1 pseudogene is annotated in these 344 nt (G+C 50.6%); it reads left to right on the top strand.

Annotated features, from left to right (window positions below):
• Nucleotides 1–112: 112 nt before the first annotated feature.
• Nucleotides 113–344 (top strand): annotated as a pseudogene (locus BHE89_RS22865) (conjugal transfer protein TraB); the annotation flags it as partial.

The raw sequence follows: 344 nt of genomic DNA on the forward strand, positions 1-344 counted from the left end.
GCTGCTGGGAGGTGCCCAATGATTAAGCGATTTTGGACACAGTTAGACCCCAACAAGAAGCGTTGGGTGTCTATCGCTGGCGGCGTCTTCGTTCTTTTTTGCGGTCGTGACAATGTTCTCTGGTGAACCCAAGAAAGAAGAGAAGCGCGGTCGCCAAGAAACCATCAAGCACGTTCTCACAGACAAAAACACCCGTGAGATCGGGATAGATTCGTTGTCTGCCGATGTGAAGATGGTGTCTCGTGAAAACTCCGACCTGAAAAAGGAGCTGGAACGAGTCAAGAAAGAGCTGGAGGAAACCAAAACCACTGCCGGGAAATCCAGTGATGTTGGCCGTGAGATGA

The sequence above is a fragment of the Shigella sp. FC1967 genome (assembly GCF_001743005.1).
Classification (GTDB): Bacteria; Pseudomonadota; Gammaproteobacteria; order Enterobacterales; family Enterobacteriaceae; genus Proteus.